The following is a 19,918-nucleotide window of genomic DNA, read 5'->3' on the forward strand; positions in this document are numbered from 1 at the left end:
CAAGACCGCACTATCGAGCGGAAATGTGATCGGCGACATAGCAAACGGCCCGAGCGTGAACCGCTCGGGCCGTCGTGACCAGGGATTTTCTAGAGTGCGTGGTTGTCCAACCAGGTGCGCGCTACCTCTGCGGCAGCGGCACCTTCGCCGACCTTGCGGATCATCTCCGCCAACTCGCCGGTCGTGAGCTCACCCGCGACATAGTTCAGCTTCTTGATCTGCCGATCATCCAGCAGACCCTTGCGGTAGACCGCGAGCACATTCTCGGCTCGCACCGCGTAGTCGTTATCGGCGAGGACCGTCAGCCCATCGGTCGCACCGGGGGTCAGCGCGGGCGGGCCGGTCAGGATTCCGGCCTGGATTTCGCCGTCCAGCAAGGCCTTTCGCAGCGCAGTCGCGTCGGGATAGGGCCTGGTAGCGGCGAAGTCGCAACCGGCAATCCGCACGGGCGCCGCGGTTTGCAGCACCCCGGGCACCGGTGCCACCCCGGCCTGGATTTCGCCACAGCGCGGTGCGAGCGCGCTGAGCGACCGCACGTCCTTGCCCGCCGCTTCGGTCAGCAGCACCCGGGCTCGCATATCCGTGCCGTCGGCCGGATCGGAGACCGCCATCCCTTCCGGCAGCGACCGGTTCAACTCCTCGGTCACCGACAGCCGAACTGGTGCTGATTTGTCCGTCACCTCGGTCGTCACCTCGGGCTTGCGCGCCCGCGCATCGGCATTCAGGAAGGTGAGCAGTTCGCCGCTGTGTTCGCCGACCACCGTCACCGTGCCCGCATCCAGTGCGGCCAGATAGTCCGCCCGATTACCGAGATCGGCGGTGACCGAGCTGCGCGCACCGGTCCGCGCCAACGCGCCCGCATAAATTTGCGCAAGCAGATTTGATTCCATCGAATCGCCCGCGCCGACCGCTATCGTCGGGCCCGAATCGTCGCTTCCGCAGGAAACAGCCAGCCCGACGGCCGTGACGACCACGATCCGTGCCAGCATCCGCCTCGACGCGGCCAACCCCATCCGGCGACACCAACCTTCGGTAGTGAACAGGAACTGCATGCAGCGGGCAATATGAACAACCAGAATGTACCGGGTGGCCGTGCGAGCACGGCTTCTCGCACCGCCCGTCATGCCGGAAGGACTCCAGTGAAAACCACGATCAACCCCGATGCCGCGCGGCACGGGCGGTTCGCGCTGCGGCTGACGCTGCGCGCCGCCCGCATTCTCGTCGCCGCCGCGGCATTGGCCGCCGCCATGATCCTGTCCGCCTGTGGCAACTCCGATCCGCTTGCGGCCAAGGGCAATTGCGAGGGCGACGGGCTGACCGTCGGCTCGGCGAACTTCCCGGAATCGGAAACGGTCGCGAATATCTACGCGGAAGTGTTGCGCGCCAACGGATTCAATGTCGACACCAAACTCAATATCGGTAGCCGCGAAGCGTATATCCCGGCACTGCGCCAGTGCGCGATCTCGGTGATTCCGGAGTACAACGGCAACCTGCTGCAGTACCTGGACAAGAACGCCACCGCGGCAAGCTCAGCCGATATCGACGCCGCCCTCACCAAGGCACTCGGTTCCGATCTCGCCGTCGGCACCCCGGCCCCGGGCCAGGACTCGGACGCGGTGGTGGTCACCAAGGCCACCGCGGAGCGCTGGAACCTGCACAGCATCGCTGATCTGGCCGCACATTCGGCCGAGGTGAAATTCGGTGCGCCCGCCGAATTCCAGGAGCGCGCAGGCGGTCTGCCCGGTCTGAAGAAGAACTACAATCTGGATATCGCGGCGAACAATTTCGTGCCGATCGCCGACGGCGGCGGACCCGCGACGGTGCGCGCGTTGGTCGAGGGCACGGTGACCGCGGCCAATATCTTCACCACCTCCCCGGCGATCGCGCAGAACAATCTGGTGGTCCTGGAGGATCCGAAGCACAACTTCCCCGCCCAGAATGTCGTGCCGCTGTTCAACTCCGCCAAGAAGACCGATAAGGCGCTCGCCGCGCTCAACGCGGTCTCCGCGAAACTCAGCACCGACGAACTGCTGAAGCTCAACGAGGCGGTCTCCGGTAGCAGCAAGACCGAACCCAAGGCCGCAGCACAACAATGGGTCGCCGCCCAAGGGCTGAACAAGCCCACCGGGTAGGAGCCAGCGTGTCCGATATCGATTTCAGCCGTATCAGCAAGACCTATCCGGACGGCACGCACGCCGTCTCCGAACTCGATCTACGCATCGAATCCGGTTCGTTCACCGTATTCGTCGGACCGTCGGGCTGCGGCAAGACCACCTCGATGCGCATGATCAACCGGATGATCACACCCAGTTCGGGCGCCATCACCGTTGGCGGCGCGGATATTTCGACGGTGAATCCGGTCGAGCTGCGGCTCGGTATCGGATATGTGATCCAGAGCGCCGGACTCCTGCCGCATCGCACCGTCGTCGACAATGTCGCGACTGTGCCTGTGCTGCAAGGAGTTCGGCGTCGCGCGGCCCGCGCGGCGGCACTCGAGGTGCTGGACCGGGTCGGGTTGGACCGATCGCTGGCCAACCGGTATCCGGCCCAGCTCTCCGGCGGGCAGCAGCAGCGGGTCGGGGTGGCCAGGGCGCTGGCCGCCGATCCGCCGGTGCTTTTGATGGACGAACCGTTCAGCGCGGTCGATCCGGTGGTGCGCGAGGAGTTGCAGGCCGAAATGCTGCGGCTGCAAGCGGAATTACGCAAAACCATCGTCTTCGTCACCCACGACATCGATGAGGCGGTGAAACTCGGCGACCGGATCGCGGTGTTCGGACCGGGCGGCGTCCTCCAGCAGTACGACGAACCGCAGCGCGTACTGGCCGCGCCCGCAACAGATTTCGTGGCGGGATTCGTCGGACGTGATCGCGGTTATCGCGCACTGTCGTTCCGCAGTGCGGATAGCCTGACACTGCACGCGATTCACACCGCGACCGAACCCGAACTCGCCGGATTGCGGCTGGACCGCGGCGAATGGGTATTGGTGGTCACCGATTCCGGCGTTCCGCGCGGGTGGATCGATGTCACCGGCGTAGAGAGCCTTCGGGCCGGGCGGGCCTTGCACGACAGCATCGCCGCGGGCGGCTCGCTCTTCCCGCCGGACGGCGACCTCCGGCAGGCGCTGGACGCGGCGATCTCCTCACCGTCGGGAATCGGTGTCGCCGTTGACGATTCCGGTGCGGCTCGCGGCGGTATCCGGGCTCCGGAGGTACTCGAGCAACTCGCCGGGCAGCGCACGCTGGAGGACGACGAGCGCAATCGGCATTTCTTCGAAACCGAAAACGCATGAAGTATCTGATCGACAACTTCTCCGAGATCATGGGTTTCACCAAGACCCATCTTTATCTCGCGTTGGTGCCGCTACTGCTCGGGCTGATCATCGCGATTCCGGTGGGCGCGTTGGTGCGCCGGATCTCCTGGCTGCGGCGCGTCACGGTGACGGCGGCCAGCCTGTCGTACACCATTCCGTCGCTGGCCCTGTTCGTGATCATTCCGCCGCTGGCCGGGATTTCGACCATCGATCCGCTGAATGTGATCATCGCGCTCACCGTGTATTCGACGGCACTGCTGGTGATCGCGGTGCCGACGGCACTGGATTCGGTGTCGCCCACCGTCATCGACGCCGCCGACGCCGTCGGCTTCAGTTCGCTGCGGCGCACCGTGACCGTCGATATGCCTTTGGCCATCCCGGTTTTCGTCTCCAGCCTGCGCGTTGTGGTGGTCACCAATATCGCCATGGTTTCGGTCGGCGCGCTGATCGGTGTCGGCGGGCTCGGCAAACTCTTCACCCAGGGCTATCAGCGCGACTACCCGGACGAGATCATCGCGGGAATCATCGTGACACTGGCGCTGGCCTTGATCTTCGACCGCCTGGTGTACGCCATCGGACGCTGGGCGACCCCGTGGACTCGCGCGGACACCAGGACGGCGAAAGGCACTGCGTCATGAACCTTTTCATCGATGCCTGGCACTACTTCACCGACGGCGCGAACTGGAGCGGCCCGGCGGGGATCCAACACCGCATCGCCGAGCACCTCTGGTACAGCTTCCTGACCGTCGTCGTCTCCGCGGCCGTCGCGCTCCCGCTCGGGCTGGTGATCGGGCACACCCGTCGTGGTTCCGCGCTGCTGGTCGGATTCGCCAATGCCATGCGCGCGCTGCCCACCCTCGGCCTGCTGACCTTCCTGGTGCTCGGCCTCGGACTCGGCCTGATTCCGCCGCTGCTCGCACTCGTCACGGTGGGCATTCCGCCGCTGCTGGCCGGCGCCTACGCCGGAATCGCCAATGTCGCGGCCGATGTCGTGGACGCCTCACGCGCCATGGGCATGACCGAGCGCCAGATCCTGTTCCGCGTCGAGGTCCCCAATGCGCTACCGATCCTGCTCACCGGCCTGCGCGGGGCCACCCTGCAGGTCATCGCCACCGCCACCATCGCCGCCTTCGTCAACCTGGGCGGTCTGGGCCGCTACATCTTCGACGGCATCGCCGTCTACCGCTACGACCGGGTCCTCGTGGGAGCCCTGCTGGTCGCGGTCCTCGCCATGGTGATGGACGGGCTGCTGGCTTTCGCGGTCTGGGTCAGCGCACCCGGCACGGGTCGCCTGCGTCGTACCTCTCAGCTACCCATGACCCCTGCCGGAATCCTGCAGACCGCGGAATAGAGCTCAGGCATAGGGATCGGTGATCTCGCGCAGCCGGGCCATCGTCTCGCGCAGCTGCCGCATGCGCTGCACACCGAGGTGCGTCGCCCACTCGGCCTCGATCCGATCGGCGACGGAGTTCGCGTACGCCGCCATCGTCGCCCCCCGTTCGGACAGCACGACCAACCGTGCCCGACCGTCGCTCGGGTCCGGCACGCGCCGCACATAGCCGGCGCGCTCGAGCTGATCGACCAGGAATCCGGCGGTTTGCTTGGTGACCTGGGCCTGCTCGGCCAATTCGGTCAGGCGGCTGCCATCGGGACCGATGCGCGCCGCGAGCCGCCCCTGGGCGACGGTGATGTCGTCGTATCCGGACTCGGCGAGATCGGCGAAGATCCGGTCCTCCATCGATCGGTGCGCAATGAACATCAGCAGGCCCACATTCATATCCTCGTCGGCCATCCCACTCCTTGACGTTGATCAGATAAGCTTACTATATTGGTAAGCCTATCTGACCAATCTTACAAGAGGTCCGAAACCCGGGAGCGCACCATGGACCGCGAAACCTGTTGGCAGACCATCGAACAGCAGCGGCGCGCGATTGCCGACCTGCTGGCCGACCTTTCGGCCGACGAGTGGGAAACACCGTCATTGTGCGCGGGCTGGCGAATCCGGGAGGTCGCCGCACACATCGCATTGACACCGCAGCCACCCCCGATCGGCGTCATGCTCGGTACCGGCATCCGCGCACGCGGCAACTACAACCGGTTCATCGATGAGCTCACCAGGCGCTACGCGAAACATCCAGCCGCAGAAATTGTTTCGGCGATTCACGCCAACGCCGGTTCCCGGACGCTACCCAAGCTCACCAACTATCACAACATCCTGTTCGACACGATGGTGCACGGTCAGGACATCGCAATTCCGCTCGGTCGCACGATCGAGATCGAGCCAGCCGCCGCGGCGGCCGCGGCCGCACATGCGGTAACCGTCGGATGGCCGGTATGGGATAAACACCGCCTCGACGGCATCCGACTGGTCGCATCCGACGTCGACTGGACCCACGGCAGCGGACCGGAGATCCGCGGCCCGATCACCGCACTGTTACTCCTGGTCACCGGCCGCACAGCGGCAATGGACCTGCTGGCGGGCGACGGCGTCGCGTCGATGACCGCTCGCCTGCGCTGACCGCTCCGGCATTGACCAATGATGTGACATGGGTCACGATGTGACGTGGCCGCAGGAGTTTGCTTCGCGGATGCTCGATGCACGATCGCGGAGCCGAATTCTGCGGGATCACTCATCCGAGACCAGGAGGCGTACCGTGAACAGTCGCTCTATGAAGGCGCGCGACATCATGCACGAAAACGCGGAGTGGATCCCCGCCGACGAAACGCTGGATCGGGCCGCGCAGATGATGCGCAGGCTGGATATCGGCGCGCTGCCGATCGGCAACGACGACCGGCTCGTCGGCATGCTCACCGATCGCGACATCGTCGTGAAATGCATTGCGATGGGCCATGATCCGAGCAAGGTGCGGGCCGGGGATCTGGCCGAGGGCACCCCGCGCTGGATATCCGCCGATGCCGACGTCCGCGAGGTGCTGGACATGATGGAGCATGATCGGATCAAACGGCTGCCGGTGATCGACAACAAGAAGCGACTCGTCGGCATGATCTGCGAATCCGATATCGCCAAGAACCTCAGCGACGCCGAAATCGCAGAATTCGTCTCGGCCGTATTCGTTCCGCACTGATCAACCTGCACAACGCAATACGGGGCTGCTCATCCGAGTGAGCAGCCCCGTATTTCCGGGTCGCAATTACGCGACGCCCTCCGCGCGGGCGGCGGCGGCCACGGCCTCGGCAACGGCCGGAGCGACGCGCGGGTCGAGCGGGCTCGGCACGATCTTGTCCGGGGCGATCTCATCGGCGACCACGCTGAGGATGGCATCGGCGGCCGCGATCTTCATGCCCTCGGTGATGCGGCGCGCGCCCGCGTCCAGCGCGCCCTTGAAGACGCCGGGGAACGCGAGGACATTGTTGATCTGGTTCGGGAAGTCGCTGCGCCCGGTGGCCACGATCGCGGCGTACTTGTGCGCGACATCGGGGTGGATCTCCGGATTCGGGTTCGACATGGCGAACACGATCGACTCCGGCGCCATCGAGGCGATCAGTTCCTCGGCGATGGTGCCCGCGGAGAGTCCGAGGAACACATCGGCGCCGTCCAGCGCCTCGGCCGCACCACCGGCGAGACCGCGCGGGTTGGTGCGCTGCGCCAGCTCGGCCTTCACCTCGTTGAGGTCGCCGCGCTCGCGGTTCACGATGCCCCTGGAATCGAGCACGGTCACGTCCTTGACACCCGCGGCGAGCAGGATGTTCGTGCATGCGACACCGGCGGCGCCCGCACCGGACACCACGACCTTCATGCCCTCGATGGCACGACCCTGCACCTTGGCCGCGCCATTGAGGGCGGCGAGCACCACGATGGCGGTGCCGTGCTGGTCGTCGTGCATGACGGGGCAGTCAAGGGCCTCGATGAGCCGCTGCTCGATCTCGAAGCAACGCGGCGCCGAGATGTCCTCCAGGTTCACCGCGCCGAAGCTCGGTCGCAGCCGGATGATGGTCTCCACGATCTCGTCGACGTCCTTGGTGTCCAGGACGATCGGGATCGAATTCAGTCCGGCGAACTTCTTGAACAGCGCCGCCTTGCCCTCCATCACGGGCAGCGAGCCGCGCGGGCCGATGTCACCGAGACCGAGCACCGCGGTGCCGTCACTGACCACAACGACGAGCCGGTCGGTCCAGGTGTAGCGCTTGCACAGCGCCTCGTCTTCCGCGATGGCCAGGCTGACCTTCGCCACACCCGGGGTGTAGGCGATGGAAAGGTCGCGCTGGGTGTCCAAAGGTGCGGCGAGTTCGACCGACAGCTTGCCACCTAGGTGGCCCGCGAAAATTTCTTCCTCGGTGATTTCGGAAAGGCTTGCGGTGGCATTCGCTGCGTCAGTCACAGATGACACGATTTCACTCCTGATCGGGTCGGACAAGCCGGGGGGACGGTTACCGCCGGGTACATGGGTATTAGCTGTTTCACACGCTCATCGAGTGCGCTGACCGGGACATTTCGGGTCGAGACGAGAGCGTCGGAAATGCGACGATCTACAACCGAAACGTGGCGCGGCACTGATCCGCAGAGCGAAGGTCGGACGGGTGTGTCCGTACGAAACGTGCGGGGAGATCCTCGGGTCGCGACGGTGCGTCGCGAGGCGATGATCGCCGTTGTTCCCGAACCCGGCGGTGGCGTAGGCGGGAATCCGCAACATTCTGCCAGCCGGGACGACGCATTGCCAAACCGGCGTGTCGTGTCCCGGTCGAGCGTCATCTTTCGAGGGTAGGTCGCGGGAATTACCAGGGGGTAAGCAGAAACTCGCAGTTCGGCAGCGGTATCCGGTGAGCTGTCACAACCGGAGCGGATCGGCCGCGGTGAGCTCCGGCCGCGCCGGGGGCTCGGGCATCATATCGGCAACCCCGGGGCGCACCCACACCGCCTCGAGTCCGCCGGAGGTCAGCCGCACCCGCCAATCCGCCGCTGCGCCTGGATGATCGGTGCGCCGGTGCATCCCGCGACTCTCCGTGCGCGCGAGCGCACTGTATTTGGTCCAGCGTGCCACCGCCAGCAGCGCCGCCGCCTGCCTGGCCCGCAACCGGTCCACGCCGAACCCGCCGAGATCGAAGTCGGCGCCCGGCCACATCGCGTCGAGTTCGCCGATACTGTCGCGCAGACTTCCGGCGCTGCGCCAGTAGCTGCGCCGCAGTGGCAGCGTGTGCTCCTGCACCAACCCGACCACCGCGCGCGGATCGATGCGGGCCACCGGATTCAGTCCCGCACCGGCCACCTCACGTACCGGACCCGTCACGCCGCGCCCACGTGCGAAGCGCGCGGCCCCCTTTCCGGCCCACACACCCGAGGCGATGGCCCATGCTCCGCCCTGACCGCCGAAGCCGCTGACCGCGCCGGTGATCGGCTCGCGCGTCATCACATCGCCCGCACCGTAGAGGCCGGCCACCGTGGTCGCGCAGTCGGTCCCGCCTATGCACAACCCGCCGGTCCCGCGGACCGTCCCCTCCAGCACCGCGCGCAGCGGTACCCGGCGGGTGTGGTCGACCAGCCCCTGTCTGGAGAGCCAGCGCCGGACCGGGTAGGGCACATCATCCAGGGCCGCGTAGATCCGGCGGCCATCCGCGATCGCGGTGAATGCCGCCGAGCGATGTCCGGTGATCTCCGCACCGGATTCGTCGTAGAGCGTCGCGAAATGCAGTGCCAGCCCGGGAGCGAAGGCGGTGTCGCGGGGCGCGGGCGCATCCGGTACCAGACCGTAGGCGCTGGAGAATTCCATGCCCGACAGTTGCGCGCCCACCTCGGCGGCCAGCAGCAGTCCATCGCCGGTATCCACATCGGTGCCTGCGCCGCCGGAGAGGAAGGCGCAGCCGCCGGTGGCGACGACGACCGCCCCGGCTCGGATGGTCCAGGTCCGAAAGCCGTTGTGCCGCTGCACACCAACCGCACCGGCGACCGCACCGTCGCGATCGACGAGCAGTTGCAGGGCGGGATGGTGATCGAGAATTCGTACTCCGGCTTCGAGCAGGCTGCGGCGCATCCGACGCAGATAGCGTGCGCCGTCGAGGCATACGCGCAATGGCGTTGCGCCGTTGCCCTCACCAGGAAACCGATAACCCCACGCCACGAGCTGTTCGACCCGCCGGTGCGTTTCATCGAGTACGCGCAGCATCCATTCCGGTTCGGCGAGTCCGCCGCCGTGCGCGTATGCGCGCCGCACCGCCTCGTCTCGCGCGGTCCCCGGCGGGATATTCCACAGCGAGGTCGTCCCTGCGGCGGTCGGCCCGCTCGCGCCGCAGCGGCTCTTGTCGACGAGCGTCACCCGAGCGCCCGCGGTGGCGGCGGAGATGGCGGCCCAGATCCCGGCGGGACCGCCGCCGAGCACGAGCACATCCGTCTCGAATTCCGTCACAAAGAGAAATGTTCGGCCACAATTCACGCGACCGCAACCATTACCGATTTATCAGCTCCACCACTGCGTCCACAGCAATATCCCGGCGACAATAAAAACGACCACCGATCCGGAAAAAGCTGCCATACCCCGATGACGATCTGAAAAAATTTGTGCGCCGAGGCCGATCGCCGAGGTGGCGACATGCCACGTCACCGATTCGCCGCCGGGTCCGGGAAAGCCGCGCCGAGCAGCTATTACCGCAGCCCCGATAACGACGAGGGCCAGCACGAACATCCCACCGGCGACGATTCCGCTGAGTCCGCGCAGCACTCTCACGAGGCGATCACCGGCACGCCCGTCGCTTTGCCCGCGAGTTCCTCGAATTGCGCGGGGTCGGTGGTGAATTCACCTAGCCGGATGGTTTTGTTGGAACCGTGATAGTCCGACGAACCGGTGGTGATGAGACCGAGTTCGGCGGACAACTCCGTCAGCAACGCGCGATCGGCCGCGGAATGGTCCGGGTGATCGATCTCGAGCCCACCGAGTCCGAGCGTGGCCAGTTCGCGGATATCGTCGATCGCCAGCAGCCGTCCACGCTTACGCGCCCGGGTGTGCGCGAGCACACTGACCCCGCCCGCGGTCGCGATCATCTCGACGGCCCGGCGCAGCGGTGTATCCGCCTTCTCCGCGTAGTAGGGGCCGTGCGGGGCCAGCAATTCGGTGAAGGCCGCGTCCACGGTCGGCACCACACCTGCCGCGACGAGTGCGCGCGCCAGATGCGGACGCCCCGCCGACGGTCCGGCCGAGGCCAGGACCGCATCCGGATCGATGGGTAGTCCGTCGTCGCGCATGCGCTCGGCCATCGCGCGCAACCGTTCGACGCGTTCGGCGCGCAAGCGTTCCCGCTCGTCGGCGAAACACCGGTCGGTCGGGTCGAAGAGGTAAGCCAACAGGTGCACCGGGACCGGCCACCCGTCCTCACCGAGCCCGATACACGACATCTCCATGCCGCGCACCAGCGTCAATCCCTTCGGTAGCGCGTCGACCGCCTCGGCCCACCCGGCGGTGGTGTCGTGGTCGGTGATGGCGACGACGTCCAGGCCGGCCGCGGCCGCGTTACGGACGAGTTCGGCCGGGGTGTCGGTACCGTCGGACGCGGTCGAATGGGTATGCAGGTCGATGCGCACGCCTTCTTTCATACCGTGCGCTCACACGGCGCACGCAGGCGCACGCGACGTAGCATCAACCCGTGCCATCTATTCCGCCGCTACCGTCGTTCCGCGGCCAGGGCCGAGTACGTACCCCAGTGCCCCATATCCCGGTCCCCACCGCGCGTGCGGTGGTCGACTGTGCCGTGTACGTCGACGGCAGACGGCTGCCCGGCCACTTCAGCCACGCGGACGCGATGGCCGAGGTCAGCAATCGGGGAACCGGATTCGTATGGGTCGGACTGCACGAGCCGGACGAGTTCCAGATGGCCGATATCGCTAAGGTCTTCGACCTGCACCCGTTGGCCGTCGAGGACGTCGTCCATGGTCATCAGCGGCCGAAGTTGGAACGCTACGACGACACTCTGTTCCTCGTCCTGCGCACTGTCAGCTACGTCCCACACGAAATCCATTCGGTCAGTGAGATCGTCGAGACCGGCGACATCATGGTCTTCACCGGACCCAATTTCACGGTGACCGTTCGGCGCGGCGAGCACACCGGACTCGCCGGTGTCCGAAAGGAATTGGAGGATCACCCCGAACAGCTCACGCTCGGTCCCGGTGCGGTGCTGCACGCGGTCGCCGACCATGTTGTGGATTCCTACGTGGCGGTGGCGCAGTCGGTCGAGAACGATATCGACGAGATGGAGGAAGAGGTCTTCACCCCGCGTAGCACGGTGACCATCGAATCGATCTACCAGCTCAAGCGAGAGGTCGTGGAGCTGCGTCGAGCGGTGAATCCGCTCGGCACCGCGCTCGAGGCACTCGGCCGCAACACCACAATGCCGTTGCCCAAAGAGATTCGGCGTTATCTACGCGATGTCGCCGACCACCACACCGCAGTGGCCGAGCGGATCAACGATTTCGACGAGGCACTCAGCGCACTGATCACCGCGGCGCTCGCCAAGGTCGGTGTCCAGCAGAATACCGACATGCGCAAGATCTCCGCGTGGGTCGCGATCGCGGCGGTGCCGACGATGATCGCCGGCATCTACGGGATGAATTTCACGCATATGCCGGGGCTGGAGGCAACCTGGGGCTTCTGGATCGTCATCGTGATCACGCTCGCGATCTGCGCCGTGCTCTACGTCAATTTCCACCGCAACAACTGGCTCTGAGAACTACAGCGACGCAGCGCCTCTCGCCGGATCGTGCACATCGATCCCGGCCTCGGCCCACGCGTCACGCAACGCCTGCGCCCCGCGCACCCGCACCCAGGCCGCCTCGGTCGCGGTCACCGGAACCACCGCGAAATACCGCACCGGTTCGGCGGGTTCGGGCAGCGCGACCTCGGGAATATCGCTGTCCCCCAACAACACCGCGGTAAACGGCGCATCGCGCCACATCGGCTCGCCCAGATCGAGCAGCGCATCGGCTTGCAGCACAACACCTTCCACGGCGGGCGCCGCGACGAGCACACCGAGGGTGCGGGCGAGTCCAGAACTCGGGCCGACCCCGGCACGCAGTGTCAGCACCAATTCGGCCCGTGGCCCGCGCACCGGATCGGCCTGCAGGTCACTGGGATCGCCCATGGGATGACGTGATCCGCCGAGGGTCACGTAGTGCACCAGCTCGTCGCCGGGAATACGCAGAATCTCGATGGGCTCCAGACCGAGGAAGGTCACCGACGCGGAGTCGACGCCCGTCGAGGCGGCACCGAAGTGATCCAGCACCTCGGTGCGGACCTTGTCTACAACTTCCATGCGCTCAGATCGCCAACCGCGCCAGCATGTCCCGAGCCTGCTCGGCCGACTTCGGGTCGCACAGCACGTCATAGCGGCCCGCCACCAACTGCATGGTGGAGGCGAAATCGCGCTGTCCCCTGGTCGCCGCGTAGGGGATCGAGGTGGAGATGACGCCGAAGATGATGCCGCCGACCAAGCCGACCAGCACCGGCGCGAAACCGCCGCTGGTGGTGAACAAGCTCAACAGCAGGCCGAGGAACAGGCCGAGCCACGCGCCCGAAACCACTCCACCGCCGATCACCTTGCCCCAGGTCAGTCGGTACAGCACGCGTTCGACCTGCATCAGGTCCACGCCGACGATGGTCACGTCTTGCACAGGGAACTCGTTGTCGGCCAGGAAGTCGACCGCCTTCTGTGCCTCGGCATAGGTCGGATACGAGCCGACCGGCCAGCCCGAAGGCGGCGTCGGCAGGCCCTGGCGACCGCGATTCGAGTTCCCCAAGGGATTCGTCATATCTCTATTCTGCTATTCCGAACCGGAGTTCGGGGGTGTGAAACGCGTGGTCCTCGTCATCCCCGCAGCCCGGCCCTTATCAGCGATTACCTGAGCCATCTTCGCGCTGGCCTCATCGATCATTTCGTCGCCGAGCATTACCGCTCCGCGCGCACCGCCTTTTTCCGAGGTGTGGAAGGCGTAGGCATCCAGAATCAGCTCGGCGCGATCGTAATCTGCCTGGCGCGGACTGAAGATCTCGTTCGCGGCCTCGATCTGTCCGGGATGCAATACCCATTTACCGTCGAAACCGAGTGCCGCGGTGCGCCCGGCCGCCCTGCGGAATCCATCGATATCCCGAATTTGCAGGTAGGGGCCGTCGATTGCCTGCAGGCCGTGCGCGCGAGCGGCGAGCAGGATGGTCATCAGAATGTGGTGGTAGGCGTCGCCCGTGTCATAACCCTCGGGCTGCTCACCGACCACCAGGGTGCGCATATTGATACTGGCCATGAAGTCGGCCGGGCCGAAAACCAGGGTCTGTACCCGCGGGCTCGCAGTGGCGATCTCATCTATATTGCGCAGCCCCATGGCGTTCTCGATCTGCGGTTCGATACCGATCCGCCCGACCTCGAGCCCACTGGCCTTCTCCAATTGCGTGAGCAGCAGGTCCAGTGCCTGCACCTGACCGGCATCGGTCACTTTCGGCAGCAAAATCGCGTCCAGCGCGGCGCCCGCGCCCTCGACGACGGTGATCACATCGGCGTAGGTCCACTGGGTGGTCCAATCGTTGACCCGCACCACCCGCAGCTGATCGCCCCAGCCGCGGTCGTTCAACGCGGCCACGATATTCGCGCGGGCCTCGGCCTTGGCGGCGGGGGCGACCGCATCCTCCAGATCGAGAAATACCTCGTCGACCGGCAAGCCCTTGGCCTTATCGATCATCTTCTTGCTGCTGCCGGGGCAGGCGAGCACCGAGCGGCGCGGCTTCATGATCACTCCCGTCGATCGTGGCATGGTGTGAGTACCGGTCAGCGAACCCTCTAACCTGACAGCCATGGCAGCAACCAGGGTGTACGTCGCCAGGCTCGCCGGACTGGTGGTACTCGGCCCGGACGGCGAGTCTATCGGCCGCATCCGTGACGTCGTCGTGGCCGTCCGCTACGACCGCCAGCAACCCCGGGTGCACGGCCTGGTTGTCGAATTGCCGTCCCGGCGCCGAATATTCGTACCGATGCTGCGGGTGACCACGATCGAACCCGGTGTCGTCGCGCTCAATACCGGCACGGTGAGCCTGCGCCGCTTCACCCAGCGTCCGGGCGAGATGCTCGCACTCGCGCAGATCGTGGATTCTTCGGTGCGCGTTCATGATCCGGATCTGCCGGATCTCGCGGACGTCGATCTGCTCGTGGTCGATCTGGGCATCGAACAGACCCGGACCAGGGACTGGCGGGTCACCAGGGTCGCGGTGCGCGGACATCGCAGGCTAGGCCGCCGCCGGACCGTGCACGTAGTGGACTGGACGCAGGTCAGCGGGCTGACGCCGTACGAGATCGGCAGGCCGGGCCAGGACGTCACCCAGTTGCTCGAGCAGTTCGAGGGCCTGCGTCCCGCCGATGTCGCGCATATGCTGCGCGAACTTCCCGAGAAGCGGCGCATCGAGGTGGCGATCGCGCTCGACGACGAGCGACTCGCCGACGTCGTGCAGGAACTCCCCGACGACGACCAGGTCGATCTGCTCGGCCACCTCGAGGTGCGCCGCGCCGCCGACGTGCTCGAGGCGATGGATCCCGACGACGCCGCCGACCTGCTCGGCGAACTGCCGAAGGGTGAGCGGGAATCGCTGCTGGCGCTGATGGATCCGGAGGAGTCCGAACCCGTCCGCAGGCTGCTCGAGCACTCCCCCGATACCGCGGGTGGTCTGATGACACCGAAACCGGTGGTCCTGACCCCGGCCACCACGGTCGCCGAAGCGCTTGCCCGAGTGCGCAATCCGGATCTGACACCCGCGCTGGCCACCATGGTGTTCGTAGTGCGGCCGCCGACCGCAACCCCGACCGGCCGCTTCCTCGGCTCGGTGCATTTGCAGCGACTGTTGCGCGAACCCCCGGCACACCTGGTCGGCGGCATCCTCGATACCGATCTGGCCCCGCTGCGTCCCGATGCCCCGCTCGGTGCGGTGACCCGCTATTTCGCGACCTACAACCTGGTCTGCGGTCCGGTGGTGGACGAGGAGAACCATCTGCTCGGCGCGGTCAGTGTGGACGACGTGCTCGATCATCTACTACCGGAAGATTGGCGCGAGCAAGAAGATACGGCCCACGACGCGGTCGCGGGGCACGAGGGGGTAGCCGATGCCGAGTGATAAGAATCCGGCGCGTCAGCGCCTGGAAACGCCGGTGGAATCGCGGTTCCGTTTCGACTACGACGCCGAGGCGCTGGCCCGTTCCAGCGAGCGGGTCGCCCGATTCCTCGGCACCGGACGCTATCTCGCGATCCAGACGATTGTGGTGGTCGTCTGGATCCTGCTGAACGCCTTCGTGATCGCGCTGCGCTGGGATCCGTATCCGTTCATCCTGCTCAATCTCGCGTTCTCGACCCAGGCCGCGTATGCCGCGCCGCTGATCCTGTTGGCGCAGAACAGACAAGACAACCGCGACCGCGTCTCGCTGGAAGAGGATCGCACCAGGGCCGCCCAGACCAAGGCCGATACCGAATTCCTTGCCCGCGAACTCGCGGCGCTGCGGATCGCAGTCGGCGAGGTTGCTACGCGCGACTACTTGCGCCGGGAATTGGAGGAAATGCGAGAGGTGCTGGACCGGATCGAGGCCGCGCGGTCACCGGATTCCGAGTCGAGCCCCGATAAGCCTTCGAAGGGCAATCGCAAGAAAAGCTCCGGCAGAAAGCCGGGCACAGTTCAGGTTTCACCGCCAGTTGCTGACGATTGACAGGAAATGCTCTACAAGGTTGTGACCCACGGGTAACCTGGACGACGTTGTCCCGAGCGGACGGGCAGGGGATGTCCCGGACAGGCGCTCTCACGACGTAGAGGATTGGTGTGGCCGAATGCGAATCTCTGCTCCGATAACCGTCTCGGCACTGGTCGTCGCAGGTCTGGTGGCCACAGGCTCGGGTACCAACACCACACAATCCACCACTCCCGATACCGCGCCCGAGGCGTTACTCGCGGCGTCGACCGGCACATCCGCCGCCGAAGGAACATCCGGCAACACCAGCGAACCCACATTGTCCCGGACAGTTGGTCTCCTTCCGGTAACGCCGGAGGCTCCCCGCAAACTTCGAGCAATGACCCCGCTTGCTGACGGCACCCCGCTGTTCGCAGGTTCGGTTCCGTTGCACGACATCGCCCTGCCCGCGACCGGCGGCGCGCTCGGGATACCGGAAATCGTGCTCGCGGCCTATCGCAATGCCGAACTCGCGCTGGAATCCTCGATGCCCGGCTGCGGTCTGTCGTGGAGCCTGCTGGCCGGGATCGGACGGATCGAATCGCTGCACGCGGGCGGCGGACGCACCGACGCCGCGGGCACCACCGTGACGCCGATCTTCGGACCTGCGCTGGACGGCACGCTGCCGGGCAACGAAGTGATCAAGGCCGGCGACGGCAGCGCGGTGCGCGCCATCGGGCCGATGCAATTCCTGCCCGGCACCTGGAACCTGTATGCCGCCGACGGCAACGGTGACGGAATCGCCGACCCGCACAATGTCTTCGACGCCTCGCTCGCCGCAGGCAAGTACCTGTGCTCGGGCGGGCTGAACCTGCGCGATCCGCAACAGGAATTGCGCGCGGTGCTGCGCTACAACAACTCGCTCGCCTACGCCGCCAATGTGCTGAGCTGGTCGGCGGCCTATCGCACCGGCGGCACGCCGAGCCAGGTGAGCATCTCCCCCGATCTCGTCCCGCCGGGTACCGCGCCGATCACGGCGGGCGCGGACATGTTGGCCGCATCCTCGACGGCACCGACGACCACCACCAAGCCCGAACCGCCGCCGAATACCGTGACCATTCCGACGCCGACCGAGGTGATGATCACCATCCCCGGTCTGCCACCGATCCCCTGCGGCATCTTCTGCCCGCGCCCGGTACCCAAGCCGCCGTGCGATCCACAGCAGGTGGCCCCGGCGCAGCTGCCCGCCCCCAGCGATCCGGCACAGTCGCCCATTGCACCGGCGCAGACCTACGGTGCTGCGGAAAACGGCGAGCCGAAGGATCCTCAGCAGCAAGACCAGCTGCACCCGGATAAGCAGCAGCCGCAACAGCAACCCGCCAATTGCACTCCGGCCCAACCGGATGCGGCCCAGCCCGGTGCGGCCCAGCCCGCGCCCAATGCGCAGGCCCCCGCGCAATCGCCGGGCGAAACGCAGCAGAACACCCCGGAGAAGACGCCGGAGCCCGGCGTGGCCGAAGCGCCGGAGCCGCCCCAGACCGAAGCAGCCACCCCGCCGCCCGCACCGGGCATCACGCTGCCGTTCGGCATCGTGATCCCGCTGCCCGGCCCGGCACCGGTCCCGCAGGGCTGAGACCAGGCCTGATATCGAACAGATGACGCCACACCGGGACCCGATAACGAAGCAGTAACAAAAAGGTCTCGAATGCGGTACCCTCTACTTCGTCCATCACGAAGGGCTCGTTATCGAGTCAATGGGAGGGTCACCGCACAGTGGGGCGTCACCGAAAGCAGTCGCCTGCGACGATCAAGCGCAGCTCCGTTATCGCATTGACCGGATTGGTCCCCGCTGGACTCGTGGCCGTCGCCGCGTCCGCAGGCACCGGCGATCCGACCGCATCGTCTGTCCTGCAACACATTCCGGGGGACGATCAAGACGACCAGGCGGCCAGACTTTCGGTCGCCGCGGAACCGGCGGCGACCGAATTCGTCGCGAACGCAATGGCAAAGCAGGCACCGAGCGCGCCGCCGATCGTGAAAACCGTTGCGCTGCCCGATGGTAGGCAACCGGCCGCGCTGCCACCCGGCCCGCTCGGCATTCCCGGCGTTGCCGTCGCGGCTTATCAGAACGCCGAAAACATACTCGCCGCGGAGAATCCGGTCTGCGGAATGCCGTGGTCTATGCTCGCCGGCATCGGTCGGGTCGAGTCGACGCACGCCTTCGGCGGTAAGGCCGACGCGGACGGCAATCCGCTGACACCGGTCTACGGTCCGGTGCTCGACGGCAGCCTCGCGGGCAACCACGTCGTTCACGACACCGACGGCGGCGCGCTGGACGGACTCAGCGGATACGACCGCGCCATCGGCCCGATGCAGTTCCTCCCGGAGACCTGGAAGCGCTACGGCGCCGACGGTAACGGCGACGGCATCGCCGATCCGCAGAATCTGTTCGACGCGGCGCTGACCGCGGGCAGGTATCTGTGCGACGGCGGGTTGAATATGCGCGATCTCACCCAGCAGACCCGGGCGATCCTGCGCTACAACAACTCCATGGCCTATGTCGCGAATGTGATGGCGTGGGCCGGGTCCTACGCCTCCGGCGTCGCACCTAAGCCCGGCGACCTGCCGCGAATCTGAGACAACGTAAAATTCATGCCATGCCAGTGGTAACGGAAACGGATGTGCGGGGAGCCCTCGCGAAGGTCGACGACCCGGAGATCCGCAAACCGATCACCGAACTGGGCATGGTGAAGAGCATCGCGATCGGTGCCGATAGCAATGTCCATATCGAGGTCTACCTGACGACGGCGGGCTGCCCGCTGCGCACCGAGATCACCCAGCGGGTCACCAAGGCGGTGGCCGACGTCGCGGGCGTCGGCGCGGTCACGGTGGACCTCGATGTGATGAGCGATGAGCAGCGCACCAATCTGCGCAAGCAGTTGCGCGGCGACTCCGCCGATCCGGTCATCCCGTTCGCCCAGCCCGGTTCGCTCACCCGCGTCTATGCGGTGGCCTCCGGTAAAGGCGGCGTCGGAAAGTCCAGTGTCACGGTCAATCTCGCCGCCGCGATGGCCGCGCGGGGTCTCTCGGTCGGTGTGCTCGACGCGGACATCTACGGCCACTCGATTCCACGGATGCTCGGTACCGACGCGCGACCGACTCAGGTCGAGCGGATGATCATGCCGCCGCAATCGCACAATGTGAAGCTGATCTCGATCGCGCAGTTCACCCAGGGCAATACTCCGGTGGTGTGGCGCGGTCCGATGCTGCACCGGGCACTGCAGCAGTTCCTCGCCGATGTGTTCTGGGGCGATCTCGATGTGCTGCTGCTCGACCTCCCGCCCGGCACCGGCGATGTCGCGATCTCCATCGCGCAGCTGATCCCGAATGCGGAGATCCTGGTCGTCACCACCCCGCAGCCGGCGGCCGCCGAGGTCGCCGAACGCGCCGGTGCGATCGCGCTGCAGACCCGGCAGCGGATCGCGGGCGTCATCGAGAATATGTCCTGGCTCGATCTGCCCGACGGCACCCGGATGGACCTCTACGGTTCCGGTGGCGGCCAATCCGTCGCCGACCGCCTCACCCGAGCCGTCGGAGCGAATGTGCCACTGCTGGGCCAGATTCCGATCGAGCAGGAGTTGCGCGAGGCAGGCGACGAGGGCACCCCGATCGTATTGCGCGCCCCAGAGAATCCGGCTGCGAAGGCACTGCTCGATGTAGCCGACAAACTCGCGGTGCGCCGCCGCGGACTCGCGGGCATGTCACTCGGAATCGATACGACGCGCCACTCGTAGCCGCGGGCCACACCCGCTGATACCGCCGACAAACTCGCAGTCCGCCGCCACGGACCCACGGGCATGTCACTCGGAATCGATACGACGCACCACTCGTAGCCGCGGGCCACACCCGCTGATACCGCCGACAAACTCGCAGTCCGCCGCCACGGACCCACGGGCATGTCACTCGGAATCGATACGA

General features: G+C 66.3%; 21 protein-coding genes. 12 read left to right on the forward strand and 9 right to left on the reverse strand.

The genetic code is table 11. The annotated features are described in order from the left end of the window. Window positions 1-89: 89 nt before the first annotated feature. The gene (locus tag ACFYOW_RS44130; protein WP_387297179.1) at window positions 90-1,052 is read right to left on the reverse strand and encodes a glycine betaine ABC transporter substrate-binding protein; all 963 of its coding nucleotides are present in this window, start codon (window positions 1,050-1,052) and stop codon (window positions 90-92) included. A 147-nt stretch (window positions 1,053-1,199) separates the two neighbouring features. On the opposite strand from ACFYOW_RS44130, the gene ACFYOW_RS44135 reads away from it, so the two are divergent. The 4 genes from ACFYOW_RS44135 to ACFYOW_RS44150 are packed head-to-tail and all read left to right on the forward strand — an operon-like array spanning window position 1,200 to window position 4,661. Further along, entirely contained in the window at window positions 1,200-2,132 is a 933-nt protein-coding gene (locus ACFYOW_RS44135) for an ABC transporter substrate-binding protein (RefSeq protein ID WP_387297244.1), read from the forward strand. A gap of 8 nt (window positions 2,133-2,140) precedes the next feature. Next, window positions 2,141-3,289 carry an ABC transporter ATP-binding protein gene (locus tag ACFYOW_RS44140; RefSeq protein ID WP_387297181.1) on the forward strand — a complete coding sequence of 383 codons (1,149 nt, stop codon included), beginning with the start codon at window positions 2,141-2,143 and terminating at the stop codon, window positions 3,287-3,289. Next, a complete protein-coding gene (locus tag ACFYOW_RS44145; RefSeq protein WP_387297183.1) occupies window positions 3,286-3,948 on the forward strand; it encodes an ABC transporter permease in 663 nt (220 codons plus the stop codon). The genes ACFYOW_RS44140 and ACFYOW_RS44145 overlap by 4 nt, the downstream gene beginning before the upstream one ends. Continuing rightward, on the forward strand, window positions 3,945-4,661 hold the full coding sequence (locus ACFYOW_RS44150; RefSeq protein ID WP_387297185.1) for an ABC transporter permease: 717 nt from the start codon (window positions 3,945-3,947) through the stop codon (window positions 4,659-4,661). The genes ACFYOW_RS44145 and ACFYOW_RS44150 overlap by 4 nt, the downstream gene beginning before the upstream one ends. 3 nt (window positions 4,662-4,664) lie before the next feature. Here ACFYOW_RS44150 and ACFYOW_RS44155 read toward each other — a convergent pair whose 3' ends face one another. Continuing rightward, window positions 4,665-5,102 (reverse strand): MarR family winged helix-turn-helix transcriptional regulator, encoded by a 438-nt coding sequence (locus tag ACFYOW_RS44155; protein WP_387297187.1) that lies wholly within the window; start codon window positions 5,100-5,102, stop codon window positions 4,665-4,667. A gap of 90 nt (window positions 5,103-5,192) precedes the next feature. Between ACFYOW_RS44155 and ACFYOW_RS44160 the strand changes: the two genes are divergently transcribed. Together ACFYOW_RS44160 and ACFYOW_RS44165 are read left to right on the forward strand one after the other, a co-directional pair. Beyond that, a complete protein-coding gene (locus tag ACFYOW_RS44160) occupies window positions 5,193-5,828 on the forward strand; it encodes a maleylpyruvate isomerase family mycothiol-dependent enzyme (protein WP_387297189.1) in 636 nt (211 codons plus the stop codon). Between the two features lie 151 nt (window positions 5,829-5,979). After that, entirely contained in the window at window positions 5,980-6,396 is a 417-nt protein-coding gene (locus ACFYOW_RS44165) for a CBS domain-containing protein (protein WP_387297246.1), read from the forward strand. 66 nt (window positions 6,397-6,462) lie between these two features. Here ACFYOW_RS44165 and ACFYOW_RS44170 read toward each other — a convergent pair whose 3' ends face one another. From ACFYOW_RS44170 to ACFYOW_RS44185, 4 genes are all read right to left on the reverse strand, one after another. After that, on the reverse strand, window positions 6,463-7,659 hold the full coding sequence (locus ACFYOW_RS44170; protein ID WP_387297191.1) for an NADP-dependent malic enzyme: 1,197 nt from the start codon (window positions 7,657-7,659) through the stop codon (window positions 6,463-6,465). Between the two features lie 438 nt (window positions 7,660-8,097). Beyond that, window positions 8,098-9,669: an FAD-binding protein gene (locus ACFYOW_RS44175; protein ID WP_387297192.1), complete on the reverse strand. Its 1,572-nt coding sequence runs from the start codon at window positions 9,667-9,669 to the stop codon at window positions 8,098-8,100. Window positions 9,670-9,720: 51 nt separating this feature from the next. After that, entirely contained in the window at window positions 9,721-9,981 is a 261-nt protein-coding gene (locus ACFYOW_RS44180; protein ID WP_387297194.1) for a hypothetical protein, read from the reverse strand. 2 nt (window positions 9,982-9,983) lie between these two features. Next, entirely contained in the window at window positions 9,984-10,838 is an 855-nt protein-coding gene (locus ACFYOW_RS44185; protein ID WP_063047212.1) for a PHP domain-containing protein, read from the reverse strand. Between the two features lie 62 nt (window positions 10,839-10,900). On the opposite strand from ACFYOW_RS44185, the gene ACFYOW_RS44190 reads away from it, so the two are divergent. Continuing rightward, window positions 10,901-11,977: a magnesium and cobalt transport protein CorA gene (locus tag ACFYOW_RS44190; protein ID WP_387297197.1), complete on the forward strand. Its 1,077-nt coding sequence runs from the start codon at window positions 10,901-10,903 to the stop codon at window positions 11,975-11,977. 3 nt (window positions 11,978-11,980) lie between these two features. Here the strand turns inward: ACFYOW_RS44190 and ACFYOW_RS44195 are convergent, their stop codons facing one another. The 3 genes from ACFYOW_RS44195 to ACFYOW_RS44205 are packed head-to-tail and all read right to left on the reverse strand — an operon-like array spanning window position 11,981 to window position 14,027. Continuing rightward, window positions 11,981-12,562, reverse strand: a complete 582-nt coding sequence (locus tag ACFYOW_RS44195; RefSeq protein WP_387297199.1) for a suppressor of fused domain protein — start codon at window positions 12,560-12,562, stop codon at window positions 11,981-11,983. A 4-nt stretch (window positions 12,563-12,566) separates the two neighbouring features. Further along, window positions 12,567-13,058: a general stress protein gene (locus tag ACFYOW_RS44200; protein WP_063047186.1), complete on the reverse strand. Its 492-nt coding sequence runs from the start codon at window positions 13,056-13,058 to the stop codon at window positions 12,567-12,569. Between the two features lie 12 nt (window positions 13,059-13,070). Then, a complete protein-coding gene (locus ACFYOW_RS44205) occupies window positions 13,071-14,027 on the reverse strand; it encodes an HpcH/HpaI aldolase/citrate lyase family protein (RefSeq protein ID WP_387297201.1) in 957 nt (318 codons plus the stop codon). Window positions 14,028-14,091: 64 nt separating this feature from the next. Between ACFYOW_RS44205 and ACFYOW_RS44210 the strand changes: the two genes are divergently transcribed. From ACFYOW_RS44210 to ACFYOW_RS44230, 5 genes are all read left to right on the forward strand, one after another. Beyond that, the gene (locus ACFYOW_RS44210; protein ID WP_387297203.1) at window positions 14,092-15,399 is read left to right on the forward strand and encodes a magnesium transporter MgtE N-terminal domain-containing protein; all 1,308 of its coding nucleotides are present in this window, start codon (window positions 14,092-14,094) and stop codon (window positions 15,397-15,399) included. Then, window positions 15,389-15,982 (forward strand): DUF1003 domain-containing protein, encoded by a 594-nt coding sequence (locus tag ACFYOW_RS44215; RefSeq protein ID WP_387297205.1) that lies wholly within the window; start codon window positions 15,389-15,391, stop codon window positions 15,980-15,982. The genes ACFYOW_RS44210 and ACFYOW_RS44215 overlap by 11 nt, the downstream gene beginning before the upstream one ends. Before the next feature lie 118 nt (window positions 15,983-16,100). Continuing rightward, window positions 16,101-17,573 carry a lytic murein transglycosylase gene (locus ACFYOW_RS44220; RefSeq protein ID WP_387297207.1) on the forward strand — a complete coding sequence of 491 codons (1,473 nt, stop codon included), beginning with the start codon at window positions 16,101-16,103 and terminating at the stop codon, window positions 17,571-17,573. Window positions 17,574-17,713: 140 nt separating this feature from the next. Then, the gene (locus ACFYOW_RS44225) at window positions 17,714-18,577 is read left to right on the forward strand and encodes a lytic transglycosylase domain-containing protein (RefSeq protein WP_387297209.1); all 864 of its coding nucleotides are present in this window, start codon (window positions 17,714-17,716) and stop codon (window positions 18,575-18,577) included. 20 nt (window positions 18,578-18,597) lie between these two features. Further along, entirely contained in the window at window positions 18,598-19,734 is a 1,137-nt protein-coding gene (locus ACFYOW_RS44230) for an Mrp/NBP35 family ATP-binding protein (RefSeq protein WP_387297211.1), read from the forward strand. Window positions 19,735-19,918: the final 184 nt, after the last annotated feature.

Source organism: Nocardia sp. NPDC006982 (genome assembly GCF_042869435.1).
Lineage (GTDB): Bacteria > Actinomycetota > Actinomycetes > Mycobacteriales > Mycobacteriaceae > Nocardia.

Excerpts from the sequence above, each read along its gene's own strand:
- ACFYOW_RS44155 (WP_387297187.1), bottom strand. The coding sequence starts at position 5,102 with ATGGCCGACGAGGATATGAATGTGGGCCTGCTGATGTTCATTGCGCAC.
- ACFYOW_RS44150 (WP_387297185.1), top strand. The coding sequence starts at position 3,945 with ATGAACCTTTTCATCGATGCCTGGCACTACTTCACCGACGGCGCGAAC.
- ACFYOW_RS44230 (WP_387297211.1), top strand. The coding sequence starts at position 18,598 with ATGCCAGTGGTAACGGAAACGGATGTGCGGGGAGCCCTCGCGAAGGTC.
- ACFYOW_RS44195 (WP_387297199.1), bottom strand. The coding sequence starts at position 12,562 with ATGGAAGTTGTAGACAAGGTCCGCACCGAGGTGCTGGATCACTTCGGT.
- ACFYOW_RS44160 (WP_387297189.1), top strand. The coding sequence starts at position 5,193 with ATGGACCGCGAAACCTGTTGGCAGACCATCGAACAGCAGCGGCGCGCG.
- ACFYOW_RS44210 (WP_387297203.1), top strand. The coding sequence starts at position 14,092 with ATGGCAGCAACCAGGGTGTACGTCGCCAGGCTCGCCGGACTGGTGGTA.
- ACFYOW_RS44130 (WP_387297179.1), bottom strand. The coding sequence starts at position 1,052 with ATGCAGTTCCTGTTCACTACCGAAGGTTGGTGTCGCCGGATGGGGTTG.
- ACFYOW_RS44215 (WP_387297205.1), top strand. The coding sequence starts at position 15,389 with ATGCCGAGTGATAAGAATCCGGCGCGTCAGCGCCTGGAAACGCCGGTG.
- ACFYOW_RS44145 (WP_387297183.1), top strand. The coding sequence starts at position 3,286 with ATGAAGTATCTGATCGACAACTTCTCCGAGATCATGGGTTTCACCAAG.
- ACFYOW_RS44220 (WP_387297207.1), top strand. The coding sequence starts at position 16,101 with ATGCGAATCTCTGCTCCGATAACCGTCTCGGCACTGGTCGTCGCAGGT.
- ACFYOW_RS44165 (WP_387297246.1), top strand. The coding sequence starts at position 5,980 with ATGAAGGCGCGCGACATCATGCACGAAAACGCGGAGTGGATCCCCGCC.
- ACFYOW_RS44205 (WP_387297201.1), bottom strand. The coding sequence starts at position 14,027 with ATGAAGCCGCGCCGCTCGGTGCTCGCCTGCCCCGGCAGCAGCAAGAAG.
- ACFYOW_RS44200 (WP_063047186.1), bottom strand. The coding sequence starts at position 13,058 with ATGACGAATCCCTTGGGGAACTCGAATCGCGGTCGCCAGGGCCTGCCG.